21 protein-coding genes are annotated in these 21,338 nt (G+C 43.7%); 11 read left to right on the top strand and 10 right to left on the bottom strand.

What is annotated here, in order from left to right; genetic code table 11:
• Positions 1 to 42 precede the first annotated feature (42 nt).
• Both GLW00_RS16585 and GLW00_RS16580 read left to right on the top strand, forming a co-directional pair.
• Positions 43 to 1,224, top strand: coding sequence for an alanyl-tRNA editing protein (locus GLW00_RS16585; protein ID WP_160915940.1), 1,182 nt, complete (start codon positions 43 to 45; stop codon positions 1,222 to 1,224).
• A gap of 260 nt (positions 1,225 to 1,484) precedes the next feature.
• Entirely contained in the window at positions 1,485 to 2,003 is a 519-nt protein-coding gene (locus GLW00_RS16580) for a YehS family protein (protein ID WP_160915938.1), read from the top strand.
• A 54-nt stretch (positions 2,004 to 2,057) separates the two neighbouring features.
• On the opposite strand, the gene GLW00_RS16575 is transcribed toward GLW00_RS16580, so the two are convergent.
• Entirely contained in the window at positions 2,058 to 2,255 is a 198-nt protein-coding gene (locus GLW00_RS16575) for a hypothetical protein (RefSeq protein ID WP_160915936.1), read from the bottom strand.
• Between the two features lie 233 nt (positions 2,256 to 2,488).
• On the opposite strand from GLW00_RS16575, the gene GLW00_RS16570 reads away from it, so the two are divergent.
• Positions 2,489 to 2,878, top strand: a complete 390-nt coding sequence (locus tag GLW00_RS16570) for a YbaN family protein (RefSeq protein WP_160915934.1) — start codon at positions 2,489 to 2,491, stop codon at positions 2,876 to 2,878.
• Between the two features lie 74 nt (positions 2,879 to 2,952).
• Here GLW00_RS16570 and GLW00_RS16565 read toward each other — a convergent pair whose 3' ends face one another.
• Positions 2,953 to 3,714: a sporulation protein gene (locus GLW00_RS16565; RefSeq protein WP_160915932.1), complete on the bottom strand. Its 762-nt coding sequence runs from the start codon at positions 3,712 to 3,714 to the stop codon at positions 2,953 to 2,955.
• An 84-nt stretch (positions 3,715 to 3,798) separates the two neighbouring features.
• Positions 3,799 to 4,596, bottom strand: coding sequence for a general stress protein (locus GLW00_RS16560; RefSeq protein WP_160915930.1), 798 nt, complete (start codon positions 4,594 to 4,596; stop codon positions 3,799 to 3,801).
• Positions 4,597 to 4,822: 226 nt separating this feature from the next.
• On the opposite strand from GLW00_RS16560, the gene GLW00_RS16555 reads away from it, so the two are divergent.
• The 4 genes from GLW00_RS16555 to GLW00_RS16540 all read left to right on the top strand — a co-directional run bounded on the left by GLW00_RS16555 (position 4,823) and on the right by GLW00_RS16540 (position 10,717).
• Positions 4,823 to 5,473, top strand: coding sequence for an SDR family oxidoreductase (locus GLW00_RS16555; protein ID WP_160916022.1), 651 nt, complete (start codon positions 4,823 to 4,825; stop codon positions 5,471 to 5,473).
• A gap of 243 nt (positions 5,474 to 5,716) precedes the next feature.
• On the top strand, positions 5,717 to 7,336 hold the full coding sequence (locus GLW00_RS16550; RefSeq protein WP_160915928.1) for an FAD-dependent monooxygenase: 1,620 nt from the start codon (positions 5,717 to 5,719) through the stop codon (positions 7,334 to 7,336).
• 287 nt (positions 7,337 to 7,623) lie between these two features.
• Complete coding sequence (locus GLW00_RS16545) at positions 7,624 to 9,537, top strand: LTA synthase family protein (RefSeq protein WP_160915926.1); 1,914 nt, start codon at positions 7,624 to 7,626, stop codon at positions 9,535 to 9,537.
• A 784-nt stretch (positions 9,538 to 10,321) separates the two neighbouring features.
• Entirely contained in the window at positions 10,322 to 10,717 is a 396-nt protein-coding gene (locus GLW00_RS16540) for a VOC family protein (protein WP_160915924.1), read from the top strand.
• 37 nt (positions 10,718 to 10,754) lie between these two features.
• Here GLW00_RS16540 and GLW00_RS16535 read toward each other — a convergent pair whose 3' ends face one another.
• On the bottom strand, positions 10,755 to 11,234 hold the full coding sequence (locus GLW00_RS16535) for a GNAT family N-acetyltransferase (protein ID WP_160915922.1): 480 nt from the start codon (positions 11,232 to 11,234) through the stop codon (positions 10,755 to 10,757).
• 136 nt (positions 11,235 to 11,370) lie between these two features.
• Here GLW00_RS16535 and GLW00_RS16530 point away from each other — a divergent pair, with 136 nt between their 5' ends.
• The 3 genes from GLW00_RS16530 (at position 11,371) to GLW00_RS16520 (ending at position 14,248) form a co-directional block, all read left to right on the top strand.
• A complete protein-coding gene (locus tag GLW00_RS16530) occupies positions 11,371 to 11,715 on the top strand; it encodes a YqfO family protein (protein WP_160915920.1) in 345 nt (114 codons plus the stop codon).
• Between the two features lie 161 nt (positions 11,716 to 11,876).
• Positions 11,877 to 13,208, top strand: a complete 1,332-nt coding sequence (locus GLW00_RS16525) for a copper amine oxidase (protein ID WP_160915918.1) — start codon at positions 11,877 to 11,879, stop codon at positions 13,206 to 13,208.
• Between the two features lie 56 nt (positions 13,209 to 13,264).
• Positions 13,265 to 14,248 (top strand): class F sortase, encoded by a 984-nt coding sequence (locus tag GLW00_RS16520; RefSeq protein ID WP_160915917.1) that lies wholly within the window; start codon positions 13,265 to 13,267, stop codon positions 14,246 to 14,248.
• Positions 14,249 to 14,311: 63 nt separating this feature from the next.
• Here GLW00_RS16520 and GLW00_RS16515 read toward each other — a convergent pair whose 3' ends face one another.
• From GLW00_RS16515 to GLW00_RS16490, 6 genes are all read right to left on the bottom strand, one after another.
• Positions 14,312 to 15,079 carry an HAAS domain-containing protein gene (locus tag GLW00_RS16515; RefSeq protein ID WP_160915915.1) on the bottom strand — a complete coding sequence of 256 codons (768 nt, stop codon included), beginning with the start codon at positions 15,077 to 15,079 and terminating at the stop codon, positions 14,312 to 14,314.
• A complete protein-coding gene (locus tag GLW00_RS16510; RefSeq protein ID WP_160915913.1) occupies positions 15,057 to 15,407 on the bottom strand; it encodes a PadR family transcriptional regulator in 351 nt (116 codons plus the stop codon). Before GLW00_RS16510 ends, GLW00_RS16515 begins: the two co-directional genes overlap by 23 nt.
• A gap of 180 nt (positions 15,408 to 15,587) precedes the next feature.
• Positions 15,588 to 16,529, bottom strand: a complete 942-nt coding sequence (locus GLW00_RS16505) for a metal ABC transporter solute-binding protein, Zn/Mn family (RefSeq protein WP_202412547.1) — start codon at positions 16,527 to 16,529, stop codon at positions 15,588 to 15,590.
• Between the two features lie 42 nt (positions 16,530 to 16,571).
• A complete protein-coding gene (locus GLW00_RS16500; protein WP_160915909.1) occupies positions 16,572 to 17,429 on the bottom strand; it encodes a metal ABC transporter permease in 858 nt (285 codons plus the stop codon).
• Positions 17,430 to 17,432: 3 nt separating this feature from the next.
• Positions 17,433 to 18,173 (bottom strand): metal ABC transporter ATP-binding protein, encoded by a 741-nt coding sequence (locus GLW00_RS16495; protein WP_160915908.1) that lies wholly within the window; start codon positions 18,171 to 18,173, stop codon positions 17,433 to 17,435.
• A gap of 383 nt (positions 18,174 to 18,556) precedes the next feature.
• Complete coding sequence (locus GLW00_RS16490; RefSeq protein ID WP_160915906.1) at positions 18,557 to 19,123, bottom strand: TetR/AcrR family transcriptional regulator; 567 nt, start codon at positions 19,121 to 19,123, stop codon at positions 18,557 to 18,559.
• A gap of 214 nt (positions 19,124 to 19,337) precedes the next feature.
• Between GLW00_RS16490 and GLW00_RS16485 the strand changes: the two genes are divergently transcribed.
• Positions 19,338 to 21,338 carry an efflux RND transporter permease subunit gene (locus tag GLW00_RS16485; protein ID WP_160915904.1) on the top strand — a complete coding sequence of 667 codons (2,001 nt, stop codon included), beginning with the start codon at positions 19,338 to 19,340 and terminating at the stop codon, positions 21,336 to 21,338.

Here is a 21,338-nt window from a genome sequence, read left to right as displayed (position 1 = left end):
GCGTGTTACGATACCCTTAAGTATGAAGAGGAGGAACGCCTAATGACGAGAAAGCTGTACTATGAAGATGTCTATATGATGAATTTTGACTCAAAGGTGACCAGAACAGATGCAGATGAACGTGGTTTGTACGTTGTTCTCGAAGTAACCGCGTTTTATCCGACAGGCGGCGGCCAGCCAAACGACGAAGGGACATTGAATGGTGTGGCGGTATTCAATGTCGAAGAAGTGGATGGCGAAGTGCGTCATTACATAAAAGAAGAGATTGCTAACAAAGAAGGGGTACATGGGGAGGTCAACCGTGAGCGCCGACTCGACCACATGCAGCAGCATAGTGGGCAGCATATCATTTCAGCGGTCTTCGACGATCAGTTCAATATCCCGACCACTAGCTTTCATTTAGGCAAAGATACGGTGACGATTGATTTAGATACGGAAAAACTGACTGATGAAATGTTGGAAAATGCCGAGGGTCAGGTAAATCAAATCATCCGTTCAAACGATCCGGTTGAAACGAAATGGGTGTCTGTTGAGGAAGCTGTAAAATATCCGCTTCGCAAAACGCTCTCCGTTCAAGGAGATGTGCGCCTTGTCATCATCCCGGAGGTTGATTACAACGGCTGTGGCGGTACGCATCCTCATTCAACCGGCGAGGTCATGGCTGCCAAGTTTTTAGGCTGGACCAAAAATAAAAACCAGGTCCGCTTAGAATTCGTGTGTGGTCATCGGGTTTTGCAAAAGCTTGGTCAGAAGCATCACGTGCTGTCGGAAATGAAGCGAATCGTTCCGAAGCCGGAACAAGAGCTTGTCGATGAAGTAGGTGAGCTGATCAAGGCAAGCAAGGAAAAGGATAAGAAAATTGCTGAGTTGGAGGAACAACTCCTTTACTATGAAGCACAGGAAATCCTATCAGTGTCCAAAGAACAGTCAGTAATCAGGCGCGTATTCAGTAATCGTCCGATCAAGATGCTTCAGTCTCTGGGTAAAATGATTGTTGAAGAAGCGCCCTCCGCTTATTTGATTCTCATCAGTGAGCAGGAAGAACAGCTGCAGTTTGTTCTTGCGCGCGGAGCGGACATCAATCGGAACATGAACGAGGTCGCTAAACAGGCGATGACACTCATTGAAGGAAAAGGCGGAGGCAAACCGAACTTCGTTCAAGGGGGCGGAAAGAGATTAGTAGATGGGGAGCATTTTGCTAGTCAAATCCAAGAGTTATTATGATTTTCTGTTAGGAAACAAGAGGACCGTGCGAAGCCGTCTTTATTTATGAGAAAGTCATTCCCTTCTATAATATTTAATTATGGATGGGCTAAGTGAGGTTAATTGATGAAGCAAGAACCCGCCAGGTCCTTTCTATCCTTGCTTAAACTTTTCCTGTTCGGTTAAACTATCAAGTACTTGAACATGTTATGATTAGACCTTAATCGCATCACTGAACTGAATTCAGTGTACAGAGGAAATAGGATAGGAGGCTCTTTTCAATGGATAATAATGATATACTGATCCGCTTACGATACGCCCTTGATATCAAAGATCAAGACATGATTGAAATATTCAGGCTTGGTGGCGTGGATCTTACGAAAGAAGAAGTTCAAAAGGTTCTCACCAAGTCAGAAGATAGTTATGATGCCGAAGATGATGAAGTTTATGAAGATGAAGATCACATCAAGTGCACCAACAGCATGCTGGAGTCCTTTTTAAACGGATTCATTACATTCGAGCGGGGGCCGCAGCCGTCTAAGCCTGGTCAGCCGAATAAACCGGATCGTTCAATTAAGAATTATTCCAGTGTGAATAATGTCATGCTTAAAAAAGTGAAAATCGCTCTGAAACTGACGAACGAGGATGTTATTGAGATCCTGGACGAAGCGGATGTGAGAATCACCAAAGGGGAACTCAGCGGTTTATTAAGGAAAGAAGGGCATAAGAATTATCGACAGTTCGGTGATCAGTATGCCAGGAATTTCTTAAAAGGATTAACAATCAAATATAGAGGTTAAAAAAAGAGGTCCAACCATTCTGTGGTTCGGCCTCTTTTTTTAGGAAGGGGAATGTTAAAGTTGACGGACATGGACGGGATCGATCGTGCTGGAGAGAGGATATTTCACTCGGAATTTCCGGTTGATGGCATGGATCAATGCATGCTTTGCTTCCTCAGAGGCAATTTCGCCTTCTTTTATGTCTTCATGGTTCATCCTGACTTCAAAATCAATCTGATGATGTTTATAATGGACTTTTCCAGATACGACCATTGTAAGTCCTCCTTCTGTTAGGATCATTTGATAGGGTTCATTTATGTGAAATGGGGACAAACAGAAGGTGTTTACCCTTGGGAATTTTTCATAAAACATCCCAGTTAGGATAAATGGAATGTCATCGGTTGAACGATGAGGAGAATCTGGAGTAAGCTGAGGAGGAGAGAAAGCTTTTGCTGTCTGGATCTGTCGAAGAGCAAAGGCGTAATGATGCGTTGAGGAGATCGTCTATGAAACAAATGGTAAGAGTTCTATTAATCGTGATTGGAAGTATATCCCTTGTACTGGGCGTGTTGGGGATTGTGCTTCCCCTTGTTCCAACGACCCCCTTTTTACTTTTGACGGGAGCTTGTTATGTGCGGAGTTCAGACCGTCTGTACAACTGGCTGATGTCGAATAAATGGTTCGGGGCTTATATCAAAAACTATAAAGCCGGCCGTGGGATTCCTGTTCGTGCAAAAGTATCGCTGCTCATCATGATTTGGTTTTCCTTCTTATTTTCAGCTTTCTATATCACCTCTCATCCGTTGTTGAGAGCAGGTTTTATCTTTGGTGGACTCTTCTTTACTGTCCTCATTCTCCGGACAAAAACATACCATCCTGAAAGTGAACAATCATAATCTGGTGTTCCACCATAATAGATTGAACGAGAAAAAGCGGATCCTCGCCGAAGGTTGGTGAGGATCCGCTGTTCTTATTTTTTATATTGATCAATGGTCTGCTGCAGCTTACGGGCAACGCTTTCCAGTGAACCATTCAGTTCCTGGTCGGTGAACGTTACTTTCGCGCGGCTTTCGTCCATTTCCAGAGCTTCTGCAAACAACCCACCGAGACCACGTGCACGTCGGTCAACTTCAAGCATGACATCGATGCGGTTCTCATGCAGGAAGAAGATAGCTTCCAGTTCATCCAAATAAGAACGGTATTCTCCACCAGGGGCGAATTCAAATTCCTGGACGTATCCAAAACGTTTGGAGTATTCCATTTCCACTTTTCTTAAATGAAAACCTAAATGGTTTTCTAAGGCCTGCAATACTTGGTTAATGTATGGATGCGGGGCAATTTTAATAGGATCCCGGTCCTCCGGATCAAGTGCCATCGGGATGTCGAGGCCTGTTTCGAACCAGATCGGAAGTCTTCCGTGTGAAGCAGGGACATGGTAAGGCAGCTGAAGAGAGAATGGGATTTCTTTTGTTTCCCCTTCTTTAATGGTCTCCTGACCGGCGACCGGGTACTTCTGCAAAGCCACTTTTTCTTTCACTTTCTTATCATCCACTTCACGGATGGCCTCGGTCATGAGGAAGATATGGATGGAGTCGATGGATTGCTCGACGTCTCCTCCCTGGATGACCACTTTCCCATGGACCGTTTCCCCTGGAATGAATTGGTCTTTTTCTAATTGTGTATCCACTTTGGCAGCACCTACGCCAACACTTGCTAATAATTTTTTGAACATGCGGATCTCCTCCTTCCCTTGATTATACGGACATATAGGAGGAAAAGGTTCAAAAATTTTAATGCCAAAAAACTCAATTGCGGATTATTTGTGTTTGGTGGAGCGGTGTCTTTCCTCCGTTCGAGAACGTGTTTCGTTTGAAGAAGGGGTAGAATGGTCAGCTGAATGACTGGCATATGATTTTTCTTTCACGACATCTGTTTTACTTTGATGGTCATGTTCTCTTGAGACCGAATCATGAGTGGTAGAGTGTTCATCCTCACCCGAAATGGAATCCTGGCGTTTAGAGTGATCATAGTCTCCAACAGAATCATGCCGAGTGGAGTGGTCATGGTTCTGGTAGTCGTTCGGGTACATGGACGAGTTTTCTGTTTTGTTGGAAAGGAACGTCCGGTAAACTTTATTCTGCAATTTTTCCGTCGCTTCAACGATGACGATGATTTTTCCATCTTTCAAATGGTTTTCGTACTGATGCGCATCTTTCTCAGACATACCTGCTCCGACAAGTGCACCTACGATCCCACCACCGCCAGCACCTACACCTGCTCCTGTAAGAGCGGCAGCAATGGGTCCTGCGGCAGCAATTTGTCCGATTCCGGGGATGGCAAGGAGACCTAATCCTGCAATGAGTCCACCAATACCACCTAAGGCGCCTCCAGAGAGGGCACCGAGTCCTGCTCCTTTTCCGGCTTTCCTGCCCCGGCCGCTGTGATTAGATGTGACCGATGTATCCATTTCTTCTTCCAGCACATTGACTTTGCTTTTGTCTCTTGCAAAAACAGAGATGTCGTTCGAACCATATCCATGATGCTGTAAATCTGTAATCGCTTTTTCTGCTTGTCCTACTTTTGAAAAAACACCGCCTATGATTCTTCGATCCATAATGATCCTCCTTTAATTTTCCGTTAGTAGGTCCATACCCGTTCCAGCCGCCTGTAACCTTTCTTGAACTAAAATAGTCTCTTAGTTGTGGTTCTGAAAAGATAGAGGGAGGCGTCATTCTTGCATGATTGTGTAAGCGTTGTCGGTTTTCTTTCTGTCCATTTGGGTAACATTTAAGGTAGGACTAAGAATTACTCCATCAAGAGGCATAGAAAGGATGAAGAAAATGAAAGTACTTGTGGTAGGTGCAAATGGTCAAGTAGGGAAACATCTCGTTCAGTTTATTCAAGAAACGGATGGAATGGAAGCGAGAGCGATGATCCGTAAAGAAGAACAAGCTTCTTATTTCAAGGAGCTTGGGGCGGAAACAGTCTTAGTGGATCTTGAAGAGGATACAAACACAATAGCTGAAGCTTATAATGGTGTAGATGCCGTCGTGTTCACAGCTGGTTCAGGTCCGAATACGGGAGCTGATAAGACCGTTCTGATTGATCTGGATGCTGCAGTAAAAACGATAGAAGCTGCGAAACAAAAAGGCGTGGACCGCTACGTCATGATCAGTTCGTTTGATACCACCCGTGAAGCCATACAAGGTGCTCCTTCCTCATTCGCTCCTTATGTCGCTGCGAAACACTATGCGGATGATTGGCTGAGAAGAACGAATTTGGATTACACGATCATCCATCCTGGTATGCTTACCAATGATGAGGGAAGTGGCCAAGTAGAGGCTGCTGAAACCGTAGAACGAGGCGAAATCCCCCGTGAAGATGTGGCTCGTGTAATCTTGTCTACTTTGGAAAATAAGTCAACGATTGGCAAAGAGTTTCAAGTCGTTGGTGGGACGAAACCGGTAAAAGAAGCCATACGCTCCCTTTAAAATAAATAGAAGAGTGTTTAAAGGCAGTCTGATCTCCATCAGGCTGCCTTTTTATGGTGGTGGGAAAATATAAAATTTCGTGCTCTGAAAAAAGTGCACCGAAGAACAATAGCTCCGTGCACAAATAAGCTTGGGAATGTGTCTTAACATGGTTGAGTAAGAGGGAGAAGGGTAAGGTAAATGAGGATCTATTTTTCTACTGAAACCTTTTTTTATATAGCAAGATTGAAAGGGGTGTAAAAGGTGACATCTGTGATTGAAACAGACGTACTGATTATTGGAGCAGGACCGGCTGGGCTGATGGCTGCCAATGAGCTGCAAAAACGGAACATGGATTATATCTGCTTAGAGAAGCGATCCCGTCCATCGGATCTCTCGAAAGCTCTTGGCATTCAGGCGAGGACGCTTGAAATGTTTGAACTTCTGGGCGTTCATCAGGAATTTTTGGAAAAGGGCTACCCGGGACCTGGTTCCAAGCTTCATCTTGGAGGAGAAAACCCATCTGTGGTGGAACTCTATCATATCGATAGTCAATATCCGTACCTGCTTATTATTCCTCAAAGTGAGACCGAGAGTATATTAGAAGACCACCTTTCCTCATTAGGGGGGAGTGCCGACAGGGAACACGAAGTCGTGGAAGTCATGGAATCGGACGAAGGAGTGTATGTCACTGCGAAACATAACGGGGAGTTGAAGAGGTATGTCGCCAAATACCTTCTCGCTTGCGATGGTGCACATAGTAAGGTTCGTCAGGATTTGAATGTTCCTTTTGAAGGGGAAGATGAAGGATACACCTTTTTCCTTGGGGATGTTGATGTACCTGCTCTGAATGAAATTTATATTAACATGCATTTGAATGATCGTGGTGCGGTTGCTTTCTTTCCATATAAAGATGGCAGCTACCGGGTAGTTGGAATGAATCGAGCCGAACAAGGACTCCCTCACCAGGATGATTTGTCTTTGCAAGATTTGCAGGAGCATTTGGATACAGTTTTAACAGAACCTTACCAAGTAGAGAACCCCAAATGGCTCTCATACTTCGGGACCGCCCATCGTCAGGTGCCGAACTACAGGGAGGGGAACGTTTTCTTCGTAGGGGATGCGGCACATATCCATAATCCGATTGGCGGCCAGGGGATGAATCTGGGTCTGCAGGATGCAGCAAATATCGTCTGGAAGCTGGATGCCGTGCTTAACGGCCATGCGGATGATGCTTTTCTCGACAGCTACCATCACGAACGCGCTCCCATTGGGTTGGATGTACTGAAAGAGACTTCGCGCATGCTTAAAATTATTGACCTTCAAGGGGCTCAGGGGAAAATGCGGAATTGGGCGGGCAAAGCGGCATTGACGCAGGACTGGGTGCAAAAGAAGATTGCCAATCACCTTTCCAATATTTACAACGAATATGAAGAAACCTCTAAAAACAAGTCTCTGCAAGACTCTTCTCTGTCTAAGGGAGCCATACGTGCGGGAGAACGGGTGCCGGATCACCTTTTATTCTTTGATGGTTCCCATGATAAAAGTGTGTATCCTTTAATCCGGAGGTATGGATACATTTGCTTCATTTATATAGACGCACAAGATGAATCCTTCATCAATGAATCGTACAGCTTTTCCAAAAAGGTACAAGAAACGTATGGAGAACTTATCAAGGTTTTCCTTGTTGCTAAAGGAGGAACAGTGAGGGCGGATGGTGATGAGCTTCCGATTATTTATGACGTGCACAGGCATTTAGGTAATAAGCTTGGTATGGAGAAAGGGCATACCCTTCTCATTCGTCCTGATGGTCATGTGGCTTTTCACGAATCATTTTCAGAACATGTAAAAACACTGGGGAAAGTTAGAGAGTTTTTTAGTTAGTGGGGAGGTAGTACCCATTTATAAAAAATTATTAGGAAATCCCATCTGAGTTCTTAACTATGGATGGGATTTTTTGTCTGTATTTTAACTACTATGTAACGGTTATGTCATCTCTTTAAATGAGTTTAACAGTTTTATGATAATGGTATATTTCTATCAGACATGTGTTATGATGGATTTCGTCATCATTTACAACAATTTGAAAAAATGATAGTATACGAGACTTAATGAATGATGAAAAAACGGATGAAAAATTTGATAAAGGTTAAATCAACGGAGGTTTGATCATGCTTTCAAAATTTAAAATGAAAATGAAAGAGCCCGCGTTTAAAAAGAAAATAATGATTTATGCTGCCGTCATGGCGATCTTCTGGGCAAAGATGTACTTCATTCAAGGCGGAATTTTCACGCTTGATATTGAAAACGCCAATGAAGCGGCAATTCTGGCTTTTAATCCATTGAGCAGTATTTTTCTTTTATTCGGGGTAGGGATTATGCTTGCAGGTCGTAAAGGGCTGCTTGCCACATATATCTTTGGATCCCTTCTATTATATGTAAATGTTCTGTTCTACAGAGAATACAGTGACTTCCTGACGATTCCGATGTTAGGACAAGCGGCGAACCTTGCTGGCATGGGAGGAAGTATCACTAAAATTCTATCTGCGACAGACGTATTCTTGTTTGTCGATGTATTGATTGCCGCGTTCCTTCTTTTTTATCTGAAACCGGAACGCTTCCAAAGTTTCATGCCGAAACGAAAAGAAGGTCTGATTTTGGCGGTTATCGCGATTCCTCTGTTCCTTGTGAACTTAGGCTGGGCGACGACAGAACGTACGCAACTATTAGAACGTGCTTTTGACCGCAACATGCTCGTGAAGTATATCGGTGTTCTCAACTTCCACGCTTATGATATTGTCCTACAGGGACAAACGGAGGCGAAGAAGACGTTTGCCGACAGTAACGAACTATCGCCGGTGTTGAACTATATCAATGAACATAAAACAAAACCAAACAGTGAGATGACAGGAGTAGCGGAAGGGAAAAACGTCATTGCGTTGTCCCTTGAAAGTACGCAGACCTTTGTTGTCGACAATACGGTTAACGGAAAAGAATTGACGCCGTATTTCAACGATCTGAAGGAGGAAGGGGCTTACTTCAGCAACTTCTATCACCAGGTTAAACAAGGCCGTACGTCTGACTCTGAATTCTTACTTGATAATTCATTGTATGGACTGAACCGGGGAGCAGCTTTCTTCACTCACTCAGGAAACGAATACCAAGCGACTCCTGAAGTATTGGGTGAAAAAGGATACTTCACCTCAACCATGCATGCCAATGATGAAACATTCTGGAACCGTAACGTCATGTACGATTCTCTTGGATATGACGAATACTTCTCCAAAAAAGATTTCAACGTAACCGAAGAGAAGTCTTATGGATGGGGTTACCTGGATGAGTATTTCTTCAGTGACTCTTTAGATAAGATGGAACAGTTGGAACAGCCGTTTTACAACAAAATGATTTCGCTGACCAACCACCATCCGTTCACGTTGCCTGAAGAGAAGAAGTTTGTAGAAGAAGGTAATACGTCCAGTGAAACTTTAAACCGTTATTTCCAGACGATCCGTTATCAGGACGAAGCGCTGAAACAATTCGTCGAGGAATTTAAGAAATCTGATCTTTATGATGATACCGTCCTTGTCATTTATGGGGACCACTTCGGTATTTCCGAAAACCATAAGCAGGCAATGGGAGAGTATCTTGACAAAGACATCAATGATTACGAACAGTTCCAATTGCAGCGGGTGCCGCTTCTTATTTTAGGAGAAGGCATTGAACCGCAGGAAAATGACACCGTTGGTGGACAGATTGACCTGCGTCCGACACTTATGAACCTTCTCGGGGTTAAAGACGAAAACCCTGTTCAATTCGGGCAGGATCTTTTCAGTGAAGAGCGCCGCGAGATGATGATCACCCGGGATGGGAACTTCGCCAATGAAAAATATGTTGGTGTGAATGGAAACTGTTATGACAGAGAAACAGGTGAACCCGTAGAAGAAGGGGAGGCTTGCGCGCCTGGCTTCAAGCAGGCAGAAGAAGAACTGGCCTTATCTGATTCTGTGGTTTACGGAGATTTACTTCGTTACCTTGATGAAATTGAAATGATTGAAGAAAAAGATACTTCAAAAGATAAGAAATAAACCATGAGCTTGCAGGGAACCCTCATTTCCCTGCAAGCTTTTTATTATCAATCACTTTTTCTTCTTACATATATGCGCCCGATTGTGGAAGAATCAATTTCGAGACTTTTGTTGAGTTAATGGAGCTGCGGGGAATAGCTCGCTTTCCGCGGGAGCGCGGTGAGCCTCCTCGGACTACGTCCTGTGGGGTCTCACCATGCACTTTTTTCCTCCTAGATATCCGGTTCCGGCGCCTAGCGGCTAGTGAGACTTCCCTCGCTTCTGTACGATAAGTCAACATCGAATCACTTCGTTCTTCGTGTTTCCTTTATCTCCGCCAGCTCAGTCCAGTCCATACGCCGCTGACCAAGGCGCCTGCACACTTAAGATAGGAGTCTTGCCATTCCCCTCCGCCCCTTTGCCATATAAGTATCTCGAAACCACTTCTAGGAAAGGGAAGCTTTTACTCCTATGGAAAGTGAAGCAACATGGATACTCCAACCGCTATCCTGAATAATAAATCCTGTTAAAGAGCCCTTTAGCACTAGAGATTCAGGATTTATGAAAGACACTGATACTGGTCAAAGGGGTTCGTTTCTCCCTTACATCGAAAGCGAGTAGCTTCCCAGCCACCCCTGGCGCTCAACACGATAACGAACCCCGAAACATCTCGAAATTGAGTCTTCCACAATCCTGCCATATCGTTTAATCATTTAAATAAGCAGGAGTAGATGATTGTTAGGCGAATATGTAAGCGAGAAGCCTTTTACGCTTAATCAAAATCTTTGAAAAGTGGGTGGAGATGATGGGAAGAGTTGTGCATTTTGAAGTTCATGTCGATGACATGGAACGAGCGAAGAAATTTTATGGAGAGGTCTTTGAATGGAAGTTCGAAGACTGGAGTGAATACGCGGGGATGCCTTACTTCGGAGTGGTGACGGGGGCGGAAGATCAGCTTGGGATCAACGGAGCTTTAATGCAGCGCCAAAGTGCACCTCCAGAATTGAATCAGGCAGTGAATGGCTTTGCCTGTACAATCGGAGTGGAAGACTACGATGCGAGTGAAGCTAAAATCATGGAACACGGAGGCAAGGTCGCTCTGCCTAAATATGCCCTTCCTGGAATGGCGTGGCAGGGATATTACTTGGATACGGAAGGCAATATCTTTGGTCTCCATCAACCCGATGAAAATGCAAAATAAACCAAAAAGAACCCTTTAATCAAGGGTTCTTTTTGGTTTATTCTTCACCATTTCCAGGATGGAGGTCTTTCTCCATCTTAACGTTAGTCGTTTTGTAAGAGAGGCTCTCGTACAATTTCCTTGCTACTGTGTTATGACCGAATACGTGCAGGCCGATTTTCTGAACCCCTATTTTTGGGGCTTCTTCCTCTGCCAGCCTCATGGCGTTTTTTCCGTGTCCCTGCCCTTGATGCTCATCTGAAACCCGAATATCATAAATGAATGCTTTATCAGAGGACTGCTTACAAATCCACAGGGAACCTGCATTTTCTTCCTTTTCATTAAGGATTGTATAAAGAAAATGATTTTCCGTATCCCTTCCATCAGGGAGCAGTTCTGCATGACTGGTTCTGGCTTTTTCAAGCGCTTCATCCTCCGACCAATTTCCCGCAGCCACCTTTTCCTTTGCATAGGCAGCGATGGAAAAATCATTGTAATTCAAAAATTCTTCTTCGGACATTCTGCGTAAAGTCGTCATTTAATTTTCCCCTTTATAAGTTATACTTTTCAATACGGTTACGACTAAGGAAAAGTTCCATTCATTAACGCGGGAGGGTAAGTTCTTCTTGGTAGAAGATACTACTCTTAGAGATATATGAAGGAGGTTGGATCGGATGAAATTAGTGGATATATATCGTGTTAAAACTTTTGTAGTTCCTGAATATGTGGACGCAGTGGTAAAGGGGATTCTCGCCATTGATGAGTTGAGAGTAGGAAACTACAAAAACGTGATGTGGCAGTCGAAGGACGGGATGGAGCAGTTTGTACCCGGTGAAGAGGCTGTTCCTACAGAGGGGGAGGCCGGAGAAAAAACCACTCTCACTTCGCTTCGGATTGAATTTTCTATTCCAAGGGATGAAGCCTTACTAAGAAAGGTGATTGAGGAAGGGATTTACCCTTATCATCCATGGGATGAGCCGGTGGTTCAAGTCTCGAAAGAACGAGAAGCCAGAAAGTAAAAGGGAAAAGAAGGCTCGCTCACTTATGGGCGAGCCTTCTTTTCCCTTTTACCAATCTTCATTCAAAAAAATATAAAAAAATGTAGAAAATAGTGATCCAATTTCATTTTCCTCTCGTTAGCTTGTTGAAAACAAATAAAAGTTAAAAAGGAGAGGAAAAAATGAAACACTTGAAAAAAGTACTGGTACTGATGATGGCTTTTGTTCTTATTGTTCCTTCCGTTAGTATGGCAAACAACAGCGCAACGGTAAAAACGCCAGCCTCTGAATTAAGAGCAAGTCTGGATCAATTACTATCTGAGCACTTTGTATTAGCCACGACATACATGATGAAATCTTATGAGGATGCAGAAGACGCGGACCAGGTTTGGGAAAAGCTCGATCAGAACGCGAAAGACATGACGCCTGCAATTGCTTCTGTATATGGAGAAGAAGCAGCGGCAAAATTTGAAGAGATTTTCCGTGGACATAACGATTATTCGGATGGCTTTGTAGAAGCCGCTAAGAACGATGACGAAGAAGCCCGTGAGATGGCAGAGGCAGAAGTGGATGAATTCGTGAATGAATTCGGCAGCTTTCTAGCAACGGCAACAGAAGGTAACCTTTCAGAAGAAGCAGCTAAAGAAGTGCTTGCCGCTCACGAAGAAGATGTAGTGAAAGTCTTCGATCACTATGTGAATGAAGAGTATGAGCAAGCCTATGCTACTTATCGTGAAGGGTTCCAACGTATGTTTGATATTAGTAAGGCTCTTTCCTCTGCAATCGTCACACAGATGCCTGATCAATTTGAAAATACGAAAGCGGATGCTCCTGCAGCTGATCTCCGTTCCAATTTGAATGCTCTTGCTTCAGAACATTTTGCTTTAGCTGTATTGGAAATGCAGAAGGGTTATAATCAATCTGCGGACTATGATTTTGTGACATGGGCAGAAAATCAGCATACACAAGATTTCAAAGCAGCGATTGAGTCTATTTACGGACAAGAAGGTGCCGAGCAGTTTGAACAAGTATGGCAGCAAGACCACATCAATGCACAATCTGATCTTGTTACCGCTGCACTTGAAGAAGACGAAGAAGCTAGAAAAATGGCAGAAGAAAGTTTGCAAATGTTCGCTGAAGACTTTGGTGCTTTCCTAGGTTCCGCTACAGAAGGTAATCTACCTGCAGAAGCGGCTACGGAAGCGGTATGGATGCACGAAGAGCAAGTCCTGAAAACATTTGACGCCTACGTAGAGGGAGATTATGAGGCAGCTTACACTTCTTTCCGTGAAGGATATGGATTCATGTTCGGAATTGGTGAGACGCTTGGGGATGCCATCGTTAAACAGATGCCGGATCAGTTTAACCAGGAAATGATGCCGGAAGAAATGCCTGATACTGGATTTGGTGGTACAAGTGATCAAGGCCTTTCTACTTGGGTATGGGTAGCATTCGGTCTCTTGGCTGCTGCTTCAGCAAGCTTCATTTATATGAGAAGGGTGAATCAAAAATAATTGGTCGGGAAGGGGAGAGACTCTTCCCTTCCTTTAATTATAGAGGTGAGCTTATTATGAAAATCGGATGGAGGCTGTATTTCACAGTTGTAGGTTTGGTCGCAATGGTAATGGTCTCATACGAGATGAACGTGTGGACATTCGGATCTGAAACAGAGGCGAACCCTGATCTCGTAAGAGTGGAGAATGTTTCTCAAAGTTTAAATGTGCAAGAAGCTTCTTCAGATGATAAAAGAGAAATATTAGATGGCGAATTTACGGTATTGAACAAAGATAAGGACCTCAATGATGAAAAGGTAGTGAAAGATAAGGAACAATCAGACGCTGGAATTATACCTTCTCATATTCATATTCCTTCCATTGGAGTGGATGCACCCGTCGAGGATGTAGGAATCCTTGATAATGGACAAATGGGGGTACCTGAAGATCCTCAGGCATCCGGCTGGTTTGAACCGGGTACACAGCCAGGAAACAGGGGGAACGCTGTCATCGCAGGGCATGTCGATAGTCGCACAGGACCTGCTGTTTTTTATGATTTGAAGAAACTTCAAATAGGTGATGAAATCAAAATCCAGGACAAAGAAGGCGACGAAAAAGTCTACATTGTGGAAAAGCTGGAAAGTTATCCAATGGAAGATTCACCGATAGAAAAGATCTTTGGAAGTACGAATGAGAAACGGTTGAATCTCATTACATGTACGGGGGAATTCGTTCGTGATCGCGGAGGGCACCAGGATCGGCTGGTCGTCTATTCTAAATTGAAAGAACCGGAAATGGATCAGAAGGATATTACACCTCCTGCTAAAGTCCAGGTCCAAGGTACATTCATAACCTGGCATGCGGTTCGGGAAGATTACGTAGCAGGATACAGGGTGTATAAGAGTAAAGGCGGAGAAGATTTTCAAAAGGTTGCGAGCATATCCAAACATGAACGAAAAACCTTTGTGGATGCAGCAGCTTCTGAGCATCAGTATTATGTGACGACTGTTAATCAAGATGGGCAGGAATCTTCTCCTTCAGAGATTGTCGGACAAAAGTAATGATCTAAAAAGCTCCACACCTATATAGGTGTGGAGCTTCTATAGTTTTTTATTAGTATAAAGTCAAAAGGGAGTGGCGTACGTTTCTTTTGACTTTTCTTTACGATTAAGTAGCCAAAAGTAAAGAAATAGTCCCGCGAATATTAAAACACTCTTCGTTATGAGGCTCGCTTCTTCGCTCAACGAGAGACTTTGGACAAGAATCTCTGGGATGATCATGATAAGAACAGTAATAATCATAATCCATGTCTTTGCCCAAAGGGAAGCTCCGATAAAGAAACCGATTGTTAATAAGGCAGCGATTATGTTGCCGAGCGGTGAAAAAACAATAACCGGAGAATCGATGGCTTGATCAAGAGAGATGACGGCGATGAAAAGAGAAATTTTTAAAAAACCAAAAACACTGATCAGCATATACTCTTTCTTTTTATCAAATTGATGTAAAGAGGTATAACGCAGGAGAGTGGCAAGAGAGAGAAGGTACACAACCATCAGGATAGGGTAGCCAATAATTTGGATCATCGATAGTTGTGCACCTCCACTGATGATATCCCCTAATAAAAGATAGGAGAGCGCGCCGAAAACAAAGATGGTAAAGGCACTGAACAGCATACGGAAGTCAAAAGGCATCTCTCTGGATACTTGTTCCATATAATCTTTTGGTGAGAGACCAATGATGTCGTCTACATTCTTTCCTTCTTTTTCAGCCTCTGTTAAATGGTCACGTAGTTCCTCGACAATCTCACGGGTTTCTGTTTCCTTTTTTCCACTGGAAATCAGGTAGAGGTGTAAACTTTCTAAGAACGTTTCACTCTTCTTTGATACATTCACTATGGAATTCCTCCCTCATCAATTTTGTAACACTGGTGGAAATAGCCTCCCAGTTACCTTTAAATGTTTCCAGTTCACTCCTTCCGTGTTCTGTAATCGTGTAATATTTCCGCTTAGGACCACCGGAAGGGAGCTGTTTTTGACTTGTCTCGACAAGCCCTTGTTTTTTCATTCGTAAGAGGAGGGGATAGATACTGCCTTCTTTGACCATGGTAAATCCATAATGGTCGAGTTTTTCAATCATTTCGTATCCGTAAGTTTCTCCTTTAGCGATGATGGAGAGGAGACAACCTTCTAAAATGCCTTTTAATATTTGACTGGAAGACATAGTTTCACCACTTTCATAACTATATTGCATAACAAGATAGTGGAGTTTGAAAATAGCTTGCAATACAAGATAGTTAGACTATACCATTATATTACAATATATTCCATATATTTTAAAAAAATAATCAGTAGATAACATGAAAAAAGCTGCCAACGTAACGAGGTGTTGGCAGCTTTCGAGTTACTTGCTTAATCCGTCTTTAATTGTATTTATGTTGGACTCCATCATGGATATATACGTATCGCCTTCTTCACCTGGTTCAGCTAAAGAGTCGGTGAATACATCGCCCATGATCGGAACATCGGTTTCATTCGAGACAGCTTCCATACTGCGCGGATCGATACTTGTTTCTAAAAATAAACCGGTGATTTCCTTATCCTTGATGATATCTACGATTCTTGTGATTTGATCCGGGGTCCCCTGATTTTCCTGGTTGATCTCCCAAATGTATTCCGCCTGGAACCCATAGGCATCACTGAAGTATTTGAACGCTCCTTCACTTGTCACCAGTACGCGCTCTTCTTTTGGAATTTCATTGAATTGCTCCACAGCTTTGTCATGTAATGCTTTCAGTTCAGCAATGTATTCTTCGGCATTCTTTTCATAGATTTCTTTGTTTTCAGGGTCGATTTTGATGAGTCCATCTCTTGCATTTTCCGCATACTTGATTCCATTCCGGATATCCAGCCAAGCGTGAGGGTCCTCTTCACCTTCGTTTCCTTCTGACGTTAAATACATGGCTTCCACTCCATCACTCATAAGGAAGACGGGTGCATCTTCACCGTCTTTACCTGCGGTTTCCATCAGCTTGTTGAACCAGGCATTCCCTGCTTCAAGATTGAGGCCGTTGTAGAACACAGCATCCGCATCTGTGGCTTTCTTCACGTCTTCTGGTAACGGATCATACTCATGGGGATTGGAACCAATAGGCGCTAAACTGTGAATGTCGACTTGCTCTCCTCCGATATTTTTTACAATGTCATAGACGATGGAGTACGTAGTTACGACTTGGACTTTCCCGTCCTCCTGTTCTGTGTTTCCGTTCGCTTCCTCTCCACCGCATGCTGCCAGCAGAAGCAGGGTGAAAAGAGTGGCTCCTAAAAATAATAATTTTTTCTTCATCATGAAAATTCCTCCTCTTTTTTATCTATGAACATTTCTATATTAAACAAGAGATGCTTTCTTCTTTCTTACTTTCAACATTCTCCATAACCACCCGTGTTTAGGTGAGAACAGGAAGACCAGCACAAAGATGGCCGTTGCTGCTATGACGATGGTCGCTCCTGAAGCCAGGTTGTAGGTGAAACTGAAGTAAAGCCCGATGACAGATGAAAGGATGCCAATGCCAGAAGCGAGGAAGATCATCACCCATAAACGGTCCGTCAAAAGATAGGCAGCCGCTGCAGGTGTGATCAGCATCGCAACAACGAGAACGATTCCTACCGTTTGTAAAGAGGCTACGGTTCCCATTGTTAACAAAGTCATCAGGAAATAGTGAATCAGTCGTACGGGTAAACCGTAAGCTGCTCCCATCGTTTCATCGAAGGAGGTGACCAGGAGTTCTTTGTAAAAAAGGTACACCGCGGCCAGGATAACAACGCCGATTCCGAGTGTAATCCACATATCAGAGGCTCTGACCGCGAGGACATTTCCAAACAGTATATGATAGAGATCCGTGCTGCTTTTAAGCATGGTAATGATGATAATCCCTGCTGCGAAGGCCGCGGTGAACATGATGCCGATCGATGTATCGTGTTTGATCCGGCTGTTCTGAGTGACGAATCCGATGGCAACCGCTGTAATAACCCCACTGAAAACAGCGCCAAAGAAGAAATTGATGCCAAACATATAAGAAATCGCGACCCCGGGCAGGACGGCATGAGAGATGGCGTCCCCCATCAGGGCCATTCCTCTGAGAATGATGAAACAACCGACCACTCCACAAATGATTCCGACCATAACAGACGTTAATAACGCCTTTTGTAAAAATCCATATTGCATAATTGCTTCAATAAAAGCCATGACTTACACTCCTATCTCTTTCATAAAAGCAAACTGTCCCTGGTAGGCTTTTTCAATGATTTCTGTCTGGAAGACTTCCTGGACGGAACCGAATCCAATCAATTCTTTGTTTAATAGAATGAGTTGATTGAAATAGTCGTTGGCTTTGCTCAAGTCGTGATGCACGACGATGACCGTCTTTCCCTGCGAACACAATTCTTTCAAAATGCGTACAATTGTCTCTTCACTCGATGCATCCACACCGACAAACGGCTCATCAAGGAAGAACAACTCAGCTTTCTGTGCGAGTGCCCTGGCTAAAAAGACACGTTGCTGTTGACCGCCGGATAATTCTCCGATCTGCCTTTTGCTGAAGTCTTCCATACCGACCCTGCCGAGACATTCCATCGCCCATTCTTTATCTTTCTTTTTTGGACGCTTGAATAATTTCAGATTGGGATAAGTGCCGATCAGGACCGCATCAAGGACGGTGATCGGGAAATCCCAGTCGATATCATTCCGCTGAGGCACATAAGCGATTTTCTTCCTCACTTCTTTCACTGTTTTTCCAAGAATTCTAATTTCCCCTTTATCTCTTGGAATTAAATTCAGCATGGCTTTTAAAAAAGTGGATTTCCCAGCACCGTTTGGACCAATAATGCCGACGAGATTTCCTGGATTCACAGTTAAGCTGACCTCTTTCACCGCTTCATTTCCATAGTACGAAACGTGCAGATCTTTGATGGATAGCGCAGCATTCGCCATCTTTTTTCCTCCTTTATCATGAATATCCCTCGTCTTATAAGATTTAGATATACTCATAGTTTTGTCGTATTATCACAAAAATTTGTTTCGTTCATTTAATTTTCCTTAGTGCAACTTTTTGGGTAAAAAAATAGTCCTTTTACTATATGGGTGGCAGCACAGAAAGTTGACAAAAATTGAAGATCGCTCAAAAAGTTTCCTTAGTGCAAAATATATAGGTCTAGCCAATAAAAGTCAACCGTTATTAAAAATCGAATTTGAATTTATATTGTTGAGAGGGGGATGAGAGGGAGGGGAAGGAATCTATTGGATCATCTTCCACCCCTTTATGGAAATGCTTGAGTTATGTTACGGAATGCTCTGCTCATTTCGAATAAGGATAATTATTCAAGATAAGAAAAACCATAATTTATAAAATGATTGATCATGACTGCCATCTCGCGCGGTGATTGATCCATATCTTTTTCAATCCAATCTTTGATGACATGAATGGCTCCACTGATGACGAAGGAGCTTAAATATTCCGATTCGTGCTTCTTTGTCACATGATCATCCATCCAATTGTTCCTCATGAATCCCCGCGTCAGGTCCATCATCCGTTTTTCAAAAGTCGGAGCTGCTTCTTTATTGAGCAAGGTACGGAACATCAGCTTGTTTTCAATGATGTATTCCAATATCTTTTCAGTCATCTGAATAGATTCTTCTTCATGTTCGTAGTTATAGCTGTGCAGGTAGCGGTTCATATCTTCTGTGATTTCCTCTTCGATTTTACTGAGCAAATCGTAATGGTCCGAGTAATGGGTGTAGAAGGTCGATCGGTTGATATCAGCAAGCGCGCATAATTCTTTTACCGTGATATCCGAAATCGGCTTTGTCGCAAGCAGACTGATCAAACTTTCCTTTAGTACTCTTCGTGTATATTTTTTTCTGCGGTCGAGTTTTTCGCTCATGGTTATGGCCCCTTTTGTTACATTTCTGTGACAATCCAACACAAAATAAGGTTATGTTGGGAAACTGACGATAGTTAAAAAACTGTTTGTTGAATATCCAACACGGTGTTAATAAAATGATAGAATGTATGAATGTCATTTGCAAGAGAGGTGAGGCCTTATTGGCTGGGCATCAAGAATAATTAAACATAAGAAAAGCATTGTCATTATTTTTATGATTTTAACCATCCTCAGTACAGTGGCGCAGTTCGGGGTATCGGTCAATTACAACATGGTCGATTATCTGCCGAAGAATTCTCCATCTATGGAAGCTATGGAGTTGATGGAGGAAGAGTTTGATGAGCCGGTAGAGAATACCCGGGTCCTGGTCCGGGACATCTCCGTTACCGAGGCACTAAGTTATAAAGAAGAACTCGACTCGATTGAAGGAGTCACCAATGTGATGTGGCTCGATGATGTCATCGATATGAAAGTACCGCTCGAAATGGCAGACCCGGATACCGTGGAAACGTATTACCAAGGTGATTCGGCCCTTTTTTCTGTGACCATTGAAGAAGGGTTCGAAGTGGAAGCGACCGATGCCATTTACGATTTGATTGGCGAAGAAAATGCTGTGGCAGGGGAAGCGGTCAACACGGCGGTCTCCCAGAAGATGGCGGGCAGTGAGTCGATGTACGCGGCTGCACTACTTGTTCCGATCATTATCCTCATTCTGATTTTGTCTACGACATCTTGGATGGAACCGGTCTTCTTTTTAACGGCGATTGGCGTTTCTGTCCTGATCAACCTGGGGACGAATATTTTCATTGGAGAAGTGTCGTTTGTTACGCAGTCTGTCGCACCGATTTTACAGCTCGCGGTGTCGCTTGACTATGCGATCTTCCTGCTGCATAGCTTTTCGGATTATCGAAAGGAAGTGTCCGATCCGAAAGAAGCGATGCACCTGGCGATGAAACGGTCGTTCCCGGCGATCATCGCCAGTGCGTCGACGACCTTCTTCGGATTTACGGCTCTTACATTCATGGACTTCGGCATCGGGGCAGACTTAGGTCTTAACTTGCTGAAAGGTATCCTGTTGAGTTTCCTCAGCGTCATGATTTTCCTTCCAGCGCTTACGTTGATGTTCTATCACTGGATTGACCGTACCCAGCACCGCCCGTTCGTTCCGGATTTCAAAGGAATCGGCAGACGAGTCATGAAATTCCGTATTCCGAGTTTGATCTTTGTCATTCTGATCATCGTTCCTGCCTTCTTGGCCCAAAGCGAAACTTCATTCATTTATGGAACAGGCGAACATCCTGAAAACACAAGGGCAGGCCAGGATGCGAGAGCGATTCAAGAGGAGTTCGGGAAGAACATGCCGATGGTCCTGCTGGTCCCTGAAGGCGATCGTGCCAAAGAGGAAGAGCTTGTACGGGAGTTGGAGAACCTTCCGCTTGTTTCCAGCGTCATCTCCTACGTCAACATGGTCAGCCCTGCCATCCCGCCCGCTTATTTGGAGGAGTCGGTCACGGAGTCGTTTTATTCGGAGAACTATGCACGGATTACGCTATACACCGAAACGGATGCCGAAGGGGAAAAAGCCTTTTCTCTCATAGAGAAAATCAAGGAAACGACCGGGGAATATTATGATGAAACGCATATGCTCGGTGAGAGTGTCACTTTGTATGATATGAAAAACATCGTCCAGGACGATAACCGGCTCGTCAATATTTTGACGGTCGTGACAGTAGCGCTGGTACTTCTGCTCACGTTCCGGTCAATTTCGATCCCTGTCGTTCTGCTTGTGACGATTCAGGCTTCCGTATGGATCAACTTATCGTTCCCGTACTTTATGGATACGTCGCTTGTTTATGTCGGATATCTCTTAATCAGTACCATCCAGCTTGCGGCGACGGTGGACTATGCGATCTTGTTTACGGAAAACTATAATCATTTGAGAAAAGAAATGCCAGCTCTTGAGGCAATTAAGAAGACGATCGATGATAAAATTTTTGCGATTTTCGTATCAGCGTCCATCCTGTCGAGTGTCGGATTCATTTTATGGATCACATCCACTAATCCGATTGTATCTTCCATCGGATTGTTGTTAGGACGGGGAGCTCTGCTTGCCTTCCTTATGGTTGTGTTCGTGCTTCCGGCCCTGCTAGTGATCTTTGACCGTGTGATTAAAAGAACGACTTGGAAAGCTAATTTTTATAAGGAGGAGAAGTGA

Source organism: Halobacillus litoralis (genome assembly GCF_009856445.1).
In the GTDB taxonomy this organism is placed as follows: Bacteria; Bacillota; Bacilli; order Bacillales; family Halobacillaceae; genus Halobacillus; species Halobacillus litoralis.
This window is presented reverse-complemented; position numbering and strand designations above follow the sequence as displayed.

Bases quoted from the DNA above. Each gene is read 5' to 3' on its own strand.
- GLW00_RS16585 (WP_160915940.1), top strand. From the start codon at position 43: ATGACGAGAAAGCTGTACTATGAAGATGTCTATATGATGAATTTTGAC.
- GLW00_RS16580 (WP_160915938.1), top strand. From the start codon at position 1,485: ATGGATAATAATGATATACTGATCCGCTTACGATACGCCCTTGATATC.
- GLW00_RS16575 (WP_160915936.1), bottom strand. From the start codon at position 2,255: ATGGTCGTATCTGGAAAAGTCCATTATAAACATCATCAGATTGATTTT.
- GLW00_RS16570 (WP_160915934.1), top strand. From the start codon at position 2,489: ATGAAACAAATGGTAAGAGTTCTATTAATCGTGATTGGAAGTATATCC.
- GLW00_RS16565 (WP_160915932.1), bottom strand. From the start codon at position 3,714: ATGTTCAAAAAATTATTAGCAAGTGTTGGCGTAGGTGCTGCCAAAGTG.
- GLW00_RS16560 (WP_160915930.1), bottom strand. From the start codon at position 4,596: ATGGATCGAAGAATCATAGGCGGTGTTTTTTCAAAAGTAGGACAAGCA.
- GLW00_RS16555 (WP_160916022.1), top strand. From the start codon at position 4,823: ATGAAAGTACTTGTGGTAGGTGCAAATGGTCAAGTAGGGAAACATCTC.
- GLW00_RS16545 (WP_160915926.1), top strand. From the start codon at position 7,624: ATGCTTTCAAAATTTAAAATGAAAATGAAAGAGCCCGCGTTTAAAAAG.
- GLW00_RS16540 (WP_160915924.1), top strand. From the start codon at position 10,322: ATGGGAAGAGTTGTGCATTTTGAAGTTCATGTCGATGACATGGAACGA.
- GLW00_RS16535 (WP_160915922.1), bottom strand. From the start codon at position 11,234: ATGACGACTTTACGCAGAATGTCCGAAGAAGAATTTTTGAATTACAAT.
- GLW00_RS16530 (WP_160915920.1), top strand. From the start codon at position 11,371: ATGAAATTAGTGGATATATATCGTGTTAAAACTTTTGTAGTTCCTGAA.
- GLW00_RS16525 (WP_160915918.1), top strand. From the start codon at position 11,877: ATGAAACACTTGAAAAAAGTACTGGTACTGATGATGGCTTTTGTTCTT.
- GLW00_RS16520 (WP_160915917.1), top strand. From the start codon at position 13,265: ATGAAAATCGGATGGAGGCTGTATTTCACAGTTGTAGGTTTGGTCGCA.
- GLW00_RS16510 (WP_160915913.1), bottom strand. From the start codon at position 15,407: ATGTCTTCCAGTCAAATATTAAAAGGCATTTTAGAAGGTTGTCTCCTC.
- GLW00_RS16505 (WP_202412547.1), bottom strand. From the start codon at position 16,529: ATGAAGAAAAAATTATTATTTTTAGGAGCCACTCTTTTCACCCTGCTT.
- GLW00_RS16500 (WP_160915909.1), bottom strand. From the start codon at position 17,429: ATGGCTTTTATTGAAGCAATTATGCAATATGGATTTTTACAAAAGGCG.
- GLW00_RS16495 (WP_160915908.1), bottom strand. From the start codon at position 18,173: ATGGCGAATGCTGCGCTATCCATCAAAGATCTGCACGTTTCGTACTAT.
- GLW00_RS16490 (WP_160915906.1), bottom strand. From the start codon at position 19,123: ATGAGCGAAAAACTCGACCGCAGAAAAAAATATACACGAAGAGTACTA.
- GLW00_RS16485 (WP_160915904.1), top strand. From the start codon at position 19,338: ATGATTTTAACCATCCTCAGTACAGTGGCGCAGTTCGGGGTATCGGTC.